This window comes from Planktothrix sp. FACHB-1355 (assembly GCF_014748295.1).
Taxonomy (GTDB): Bacteria; Cyanobacteriota; Cyanobacteriia; order Cyanobacteriales; family Aerosakkonemataceae; genus Aerosakkonema; species Aerosakkonema funiforme_A.
The window spans coordinates 1-9,058 of sequence record NZ_JACJUP010000144.1; the positions used below are offsets into that span (position 1 = coordinate 1).

Below are 9,058 nucleotides of genomic sequence, written 5' to 3' on the forward strand. Positions count from 1 at the left end.
ACAACGCCAACTACGATGGCTATGCCAATTCCCGCTACGTAATCGCAGTTTCTGCGATCGACGATAATGGCAAGCAGTCCTGGTACAGCGAACCGGGAGCCCCTATTTTAGTATCCGCTTACTCCAGTGGCGATGACGTAGGAATTACCACAACCGACCTGCTGGGCAACGACGGGTATAACGGTTATCCCGAATACAACAACGATTACACCAACGGCTTCGGCGGCACATCTTCAGCAACGCCTTTAGTCTCAGGTCTCATTGCGCTGATGTTAGAAGCCAATCCGAATCTTACCTGGCGAGACGTGCAGCACATCCTCGTCGAGACTGCCGAAAAGAACGATCCCACCGATCCCGGTTGGACGCTCAACGGAGCCGGAAAAGACGTTAACCACAAATATGGTTTTGGGGCAATTGATGCCGCCGTAGCTGTGAGTGCTGCCGCCAGCTGGACATCAGTTGCGCCAGAAGTGTTTGCTACTTCCGGGATAGTTAACATCGGTCAGGCTATTCCCGATAACAACCTAAACGGCCTCACTTCCACAGTCAATATCGGCGACAACATCAACATCGAAAAAGTTGAAGTAGTATTCGATGCCATTCACCCCTACCGGGGCAACCTCAAAGTAGCGCTAGTTTCTCCCGATGGAACAGAATCGATCTTAGCCGCACCGCACAATGACTCTGGCGACAACTACAACAACTGGGTATTCAGTTCCGCTCGTCTCTGGGGCGAATCGTCTCTGGGAGAATGGACGTTAAAAGTAACCGATGAAGCCGGTGGTAATGTCGGTACTTGGAACTCCTGGAAGTTGAACGTTTATGGCACAGGTTCCACCGAGCCAACTGGCGGTCAAATTCAGGGTACCAAGTGGAACGACTTAGACGGCGATGGAGTGCAAGATGCCAACGAACCGGGACTGGAAGGTTGGACAATCTTTTTAGATGAGAACAACAACGGTATTCTCGATCAAGAAGTTAGCAATGTCAGTTCCACTGACGTTCCCACCCCAATTCTCGATTTAGCTACGGTCACTTCCGAACTAGAAGTCAGCGGCATTAGCGGTAATATCGAGGACTTAAACGTCAATTTAAATATCTCCCATACCTACGATGCAGATTTGAATGTCACCTTGATTAGCCCGTCAGGTACCTCGGTCGAGCTATTCAGCAATGTCGGTGGCTATGAAGACAACTTCACCAATACAACCTTGGATGATGAGGCAGCTACGCCAATAGTTGCCGGAATAGCACCGTTTACCGGCAGCTTCCAACCAGAGGGTAGTTTAGCTGCTTTCGATGGCGAAGATGGCAACGGCATTTGGACATTGCAAATTAAGGATGAATTTGGGGCAGATATTGGCACGCTCAACAGTTGGTCGCTTGACTTGACTTCTTCCGAAGCTTCCACCCAAACCGATGCTGATGGCGATTATGAATTCATCGGTTTGGAACCTGGGGTTTATACCGTCGCGGAGGTACAGCAGGAAGGTTGGGTACAGACTTTCCCAGAAGGCACCGGCACCCATACGGTAGAAGTAGATGAAAATCAGATCGTGCAAGATGTTGACTTCGGCAACCGAGAAGCAAATCTTGGTGCGATCGCAGGTATCAAATGGAACGACTTAGACGGCGATGGAGTGCAAGACCCAGGCGAACCGGGATTGGAAGGTTGGACAATCTTTTTAGACCAGAATAACAATGGTGTTTTGGATACGGAAACCACCGACATCAGTTCCAGCGATGTTCCAACACCAATTCCAGATCTGAGTACTAGCACTTCGGAATTGGAGGTCAGCAGTCTTGGCACGATTGAGGACTTGAACGTCACCTTAGACCTTACCCACACCTATGATGCAGATTTGGTAGTTTCGCTGATTAGCCCATCCGGCACTTCTGTCGAGCTGTTCAGCAATGTGGGCGGTTTTGAGGATAACTTCACCAACACGACTTTAGATGATGAGGCAGAAACAGCGATTACTGCGGGAACTGCACCGTTTATCGGCACCTTTAAACCAGAGGGCAGTTTAGCCGCTTTTGATGGTGAAGATGCCAACGGTACTTGGACGCTGCAAATTGTAGATCAATATGGTGGAGACAGCGGCACTCTCAACAGTTGGTCGTTGAACTTGACCGCAAGTTCCGAACAGTCAACTCAAACCGATGCCAATGGTGAATATGCTTTCTACGGTCTGGAAGCGGGGACTTATACTGTTGCTGAGGTGCTGCAACCCGGTTGGGAGCAAACTTATCCAGGGCCGGTCTCGCTCAATGAAAGTTTTGAAAGCGGCAATTTCGGTGATTGGGAAACGTTTGGGAATACTGGCATCCAGACGGCTGCATTTGGTGTCAATCCGACTGACGGCACTTATCAAGCTTTGATTACCAATGGCACTGGTTCCGTGGGCCAACCAAACCTGGAAAGCTTATTGGGCTTGGCTCCCGGCAGCTTGGATTCGTTGGGCAACGGTAACGCTACTGAAGGTTCGGCGATCGCCAAAACAATTACCGTATCTGCGGGCGATCAATTGAGCTTCGATTGGAATTTCCTCACTAACGAGGCACAATCTAGCTCTTTCAACGATTTTGCCTTCATTTCGCTCACACCTGAGGACAACAGTACCCTCGCTAACACCTACAGTCCATTAGTGCCTTTAGGTGGCAGTTTCAGTCAACAAACCGGTTATGGAACTTTTTCCCACACCTTTACAAATTCGGGAACTTACACTTTGGCTGTGGGAGTTCTGGACGTTAGCGATAGTGTTGTCGATTCTGCGGTGCTAGTTGACAATCTCTCTCTTGCTAGTTCAAACAGTTCTGGTGTCCACACTGTAGAGCTCGATCCAGGCGAAATTGCCCAAGATATCGATTTTGGCAATAAGGTTTTGCCGGGAGAAATCCACGGGATGAAGTGGAACGACTTGGATGGTGATGGTGAGAAAGATGCCGATGAAGCGGGACTGTCCAACTGGACAATTTTTCTGGACGATAACGAGAACGGTACGTTGGATCAGGGCGAAATTGCAGTTGTCACCGATGCTAACGGTAATTATGCTTTCACTGACTTAGACCCAGGTACCTACACTGTTGCGGAAGTAATACAAGAAGGTTGGGAGCAAACTTATCCCGGTAGTAGCGGTCAGGTATTTGATGACCCGGAAGGCGATACTTTCGGCTTTAATTCCCCGCAACCGGATATCGAGAGTGTCAGCGGTACGGTGAGCGATGAAAATCTCATCCTGACGATGAATTTCTACAATTCGATCGCAGCACCGTCTGCGGGTTTGTCTAACTCAGTTGTCGGCTACTGGGATTTAGACCTCGACCAGAATCCTTTGACTGGTTTGTCTTCCTATCAAAGCGGTTTTGCACCGCCAGATCAGCAAGGTGGCCCGCTGGGAGATGAGGTAGTCATTGATTTGTTCAGCGAGCAATTACATCCCGGTTTGGTAGATCTTTTCGATACCAGCACTTTCATCGGCACCGTACCCATCACCTATGAGTCAAATTCGTTACAGATTGAAGTGCCGCTGTCTTTACTGGGTGACGATGGCAACATTAATTACGGTACGGTGGTCGGGTCTTTCTCCGGGCCCACAGATGCCGCTCCCAATACTGAGTTTGGTACGATCGGCGATCCTCCCGGCAATGTGCCCGATAACGTTGTTTCTACGCCTGGGGACGATCGCGTTTGGGGATCTATCAGCAAAACAAGTCCTCCGGTGGATCGGGGCGATCGTGCTACCGATGACGATATTGCAACTGCCAGTTTCGCCCGCACAAGTAAGTCCCCTACGCTGAAAACAGCGGTCGGTACGCATACCGTAGAACTTGACCCTGGCGAAATTGTCGAAGACATGGATTTTGGCAACCGGGAGATCGTTCCTGGCAAGATTCAAGGTATCAAATGGAACGATGAAAACGGTAACGGCCAAATAGACGCCGATGAAGAGAAACTGCAAGGTTGGACAATTTATCTGGATCAAAACCAGAACGGTGAATTTGACGAAGGCGAAATCTCCGCTATTACCGACGCTAATGGCGAGTACGAGTTTGCTGACCTAGAAGAAGGTACTTACACTGTTGCAGAAGTGTTAGAGGATGGGTGGCAGCAGACATTCCCCGTGAATGGCTCGATCGAACTGCTCAATGCCGATTTTAGCGACGAAGATGGCGATCCGAATTTGGATGGATTTGCGATCGACAATTCCGGTGGCGCGGTAACTGGACTGTGGCACTTATCTACAGGTCGCAGCAATCAACCGGGCCATTCTCCAGACGACAGTATGTACTTCGGTCAAGGGGAAGGCCCCAATGGTGGCGGTAACTTTAATGTTGGCTTCACCGCCGGTCGAATTACCTCCCCGGAAATTCAGTTGAGCAGCACTGGCAGTGCCGCGCTGTCCTTCAATTACTTCCTCCAAACTGAAGGGTTACCGTCATCCTACGATAAAGCGCGAGTGCTGATTTCCCAGGATGGCGGCAGTTTCCAACCGATTGTCTCAAATGCGGATCTGTTGCTCGATCCCACCACAGGCTGGACAAACGCCACGGTTGACCTGAGTTCCTATGCTGGTAGCACGATCCAAATCCAATTCGACTTTAATACTGTTGATGGCATAGCGAACAGCTTTGAAGGTTGGTACGTAGACGATGTGGTAGTCACCCAACAGGGGAATGGCACTCACATTGTCGAAGTCGAAAATAACGCAGTTGTCGAAAATATCAACTTTGGCAACCAAGAGATTGCCCTGCCAGAACTTTCGATCGGTAATGCCGCAGTTATTGAAGGCAACGCAGGCACTACCAATGCCATCTTTACTGTCAACCTGTCAGAGGCGATCGCGGAAACGGTGACCGTAAACTACACTACTGCTAACGGCACCGCAAAGGCAGGAGAAGACTACACTGCAACTAGCGGTACGTTGACTTTCGATCCGGGAGAAACCAGCCAAACGATTTCTGTGTCGGTAATTGGGGATACCAATCCGGAAATAGACGAAGTTTTCTTAGTCAACCTCACTGACCCCATTCACAGCGAGATCGCCGAAGCCGTTGCTGTGGGTACTATCCTTAACGACGATTCGTTCGGTGGTACTAATGGCAATGATTCGCTGGTTGGCACTTCAGCCAATGAAACTCTTAGTGGCGGTTTAGGCAACGATACGATTAAAGGGTCGGGAGGTAATGACTCTCTCAATGGAGGAGCTGGTGCTGACTACCTTAATGGCGGTAATGGCAATGACTCTATGATTGGCGGTCGGGGGAATGACTCGCTCAATGGTGCTGGCGACAATGATGTTCTCACAGGTGTTGACCCTTCAGATAGTTCTCCAGGAAAAGGCGAGTTGGATACTCTCACGGGTGGAACAGGTTCAGATCGCTTCGTTCTGGGAAATTCCAGTAAGGGTGCTTTCTACAATGATGGCAATCCCAGCAGTAGCGGCTCTACTGATTTTGCTCTCATCCAAGGCTTCAACATCAGCCAGGATTTGATTCAGCTAGCGGGAGTAGCTTCTAACTACGTTCTTTCCGTCAGCGGTGGCAATACCAATATTTACCTTGATGATGATGGCACGGTTGGCTTCAGTGCCAAGGACGAACTCATCGGTCGGGTAGCAGGCGTGACGGGTTTAAATCTGAGCGCTAGCTACTTTGTTTACAGTTAGAGAGAGAAGCTTTCGGTGCAGGGGAACAGAGGGGCAGAGGGGAAAAATATTAATTTTTCCCCTCTGCCCCTCTGCCTACATTCCTAAACGCAAAAAGATGCTGCCTTTACCGATCGGCCAAGGTATAAAAGAATAATCTGAGCTTCATAGATATTACGGTTAGCGTTCGTGAGAGCGATCTCGTTGAGCCAATCCTGGGCTCGGACAGCGTTAAAAAATCTGAAGACTATTAAAGCTTTCATCAAGCTAGCGTAAATTCTTTTGTCTGCAAGTGCTATATCCGTTGGAAATGCTTAAACTTAGTTTAGTACTACCAAAAAAACGCCAACTCAAGTCCCCTCGACATTTTGATTCGCTAGCGGGCTTGTATAAACTTGTACTTAGGTCAAAAATCCTAGTTGGCGCTTAACTCCATCGCTGTGGTGTTAGTTCGGCAACAGTCCTTTTAAACAGCGAGCTTTCAGCCTTGAGGGTGCTAAATTTTTGACTGAAAGCACACCCTAGCTCTACGGGGGCTTGGGTAGCATTTCTGAGGTTATGGATCTGCTAGTCCTTGCCACTCTAGGTTTATAAATTTTGATAACTATGAGGCGATCGCTATGCTTGAGCTAAAATATAGCAAACCTTCCCAACCTGCAACGCAAACCACATTAAACTCTCCTGGTGCGGATGTTGAAGAACGACTAGAAGACTTGGAACGTGCCGATCGATCCCTCTACAAAATGATCGGGATGGAAGTTTGGTCGATCGCTAAAACGATGGACGACATATATCCCGGTTTTTGGAATCAGTTTATGGCTAATCGTCGCATTGCTATGAAAAATTTTATCGATCAAAAGCAAAATCATCGCGCCAACGAGGAGCATCCTTTCCTATAAAAATGGTATAATGCGATTTGGCTTTATTAGAGGCATTTGTGAGTAGCTTTCAGGGATTGAAACAACCCATCCCCCAAATTAGCGTGGAGCAGTTAGCCAGCCTACTGGCGGCTGGGAAAGAGAATCTACAGTTGGTGGATGTCCGAGAACCGCAAGAAGTTGCGATCGCCAGGTTGAAAGGTTTTGAGAATCTACCTTTGAGCGAGTTTGGCAAATGGTCTGGTGAGATCCAAAACCGCTTCGATCCTCACGCAGAGACAATAGTACTTTGCCACCACGGTGTCCGCTCTGCCCAAATGTGTCAGTGGTTGATCGTGGAAGGATTTACCAATGTCAAAAATGTCACAGGTGGTATTGATGCTTACTCTGCCGTAGTTGATTCTACAATTCCTCGTTACTAGCAAAAGTCAAACGTAAAAAAATTTTTCACCAGAAAAATTAGAAATTAGAATGCGATAGCGGTAGAGACGTTGAATTCAACGTCTCTACCGCTGTTTATGGAAAGCAGGAATTCAGATGTATATGGGTGATATATTGCATAGAAAAACTATAGTTAAAATGATGTTTGTAATTATAATTTTTATCGAAAAACTAACGAGCGATCGCTGATGCCTAATAACTAAATAATCAAATTTTATACTTGCGAATGAGATGCGCTACTCTCCTGTCGGAATACAGCGATCGCATCTAGCACATCTGTTAGCTGTCAGCTAAAGTGGGAAACCTTAGCCTCAAGCAGCGCGTTTTCTTTTGCTATGGTAAACATATGGCTGCCTCTGCGGCCACATTTAGGAAAGAAGCACTGGTTGTATTTGCTACAACTATGTTCGGAAAGTCTGGTATGAGGTGAAAACGGTATCGCATTTGAGATCTAGCGAAAGTGTAGGTACTTTGTTATCATCTTTAACCACTATTAATGATTATCTGGCGCGAGCGCAGCATTTTTTTTTTAAATTATTTTCAAATCCCGTTTGGCTGGAAACCTCTATGCAAATCCATCTTACAGATCGGCAACAACATATTCTTTGGGCAACGGTTCGCCACTATATAGCCACGGCAGAACCGGTAGGGTCGAAAGCCTTGCTAGAAGAGTACAAACTCAGTGTCAGCCCAGCCACGGTTCGCAATGCCATGAACGTTTTAGAAAAAGCTGGGTTACTTTATCAACCCCACACTTCTGCGGGACGGGTTCCCTCGGACTCTGGCTATCGTATTTACGTTGACCAGCTGATATCGCCGGATGGAACCCTGGCGCGGCAGGTGGAACAATTGCTGCAAGATAAGCTAAATAAGGAGAATTGGAGCTTTGAGGCGCTGTTGCAGGGTGCGGCTCAAATTCTCGCGACTCTGAGCGGTTACATCACCCTCATCACTATGCCTCAGACTCGCACTACCCAACTGCGACATTTGCAATTGGTACAAATGGAACCGGGTCAGGTAATGCTGATTGTGGTGATGGATAACTATGAAACGCAGTCGGTTTTAATGGAGTTACCCATACCAATTGATGTCCCTAAACCGGATGCAGAAATTATCGATCGAGAGTTGCAAATTTTATCTAATTTTTTGAATAGTCAGCTGCGGGGACGATCGCTTTTGGAATTGGCGGCGTTAGACTGGACTCAGATCGATCGCGAATTTCAAAGCTATGGGGAATTCCTCAAAAATTTATTTGCAGAAGTATCTCGTCGCAGTCAACCGGCAGCTTGCACGCAAATTCTGATTCGCGGAGTTGCCGAAGTGCTGCGTCAACCAGAATTTTCCGAGTTGCAGCAAATCAAAACATTGATTCATTTGTTAGAAGAAGAACAAGACCAACTGTGGCCGTTAATTTTTGAATCGCCAGAAGTGGAGGGAATAGGTGAATCACAGGCGGGACGCCTGTGCCACAAGAATCAACAAGGTAAACGGGTGACGGTGCGAATTGGTGCGGAAAATCCTTTAGAACCGATACGCACCTGTACGCTGATTTCCGCAACTTATCGACAGGGTACAGTGCCGGTGGGAAGTGTCGGCGTTTTGGGCCCTACCCGGATGGTATATGAAAATGCGATCGCTGTCGTAGAAGCTGCCGCCGACTATCTCTCGGAAGCATTGAGTTAACAATTTGTAACTTAATAAGCAAGTCGAGCTTGCCCAGTCGAGCTGATTTTGTAGTATTTTTCAACTCCATCACAATCCTGTATCAAACCCCTCTTGAAGCCAGGGCAAACTGTGAGTTTCAATGGAGGTATTTCCCAACTGTAGAAAACTGCCTTTGTGCAAAATATACCAGTTCTCAGTTGGAACCATAACGGAAAGGGGGCTTGCCAATGTTAGAATTCGTAGCTTTGTTATCAACAGGCTTCTGGTTATTCATGATTTACGATTGCGTTCAAAACGAGCGTGAAAGGAATACTTGGCTTTGGATTTTAATTTTCCTCAATTTTCCCGGTGCTGTTATCTACTTTTTAACGCGAAAGCTGCCCAGAATGGATGTTACCGTACCCAAGTACTTTACTCGCTGGACGC

Annotated in this window: 5 protein-coding genes; all 5 read left to right on the forward strand. The window is 47.7% G+C overall.

From position 1 onward, the window contains the following. Positions 1-5,669: proprotein convertase P-domain-containing protein (locus H6S82_RS09140; protein ID WP_191056163.1), on the forward strand; the 5,669-nt coding region annotated here is incomplete at its 5' end. Positions 5,670-6,268: 599 nt separating this feature from the next. Continuing rightward, positions 6,269-6,547, forward strand: a complete 279-nt coding sequence (locus H6S82_RS09145; protein ID WP_190471398.1) for a hypothetical protein — start codon at positions 6,269-6,271, stop codon at positions 6,545-6,547. A gap of 38 nt (positions 6,548-6,585) precedes the next feature. Then, positions 6,586-6,948: a rhodanese-like domain-containing protein gene (locus H6S82_RS09150; protein WP_322111982.1), complete on the forward strand. Its 363-nt coding sequence runs from the start codon at positions 6,586-6,588 to the stop codon at positions 6,946-6,948. Positions 6,949-7,534: 586 nt separating this feature from the next. Continuing rightward, positions 7,535-8,650 carry a heat-inducible transcriptional repressor HrcA gene (gene hrcA / locus H6S82_RS09155; protein WP_190471395.1) on the forward strand — a complete coding sequence of 372 codons (1,116 nt, stop codon included), beginning with the start codon at positions 7,535-7,537 and terminating at the stop codon, positions 8,648-8,650. A 209-nt stretch (positions 8,651-8,859) separates the two neighbouring features. After that, positions 8,860-9,058: PLDc N-terminal domain-containing protein (locus tag H6S82_RS09160; RefSeq protein WP_191056164.1), on the forward strand; the 199-nt coding region annotated here is incomplete at its 3' end.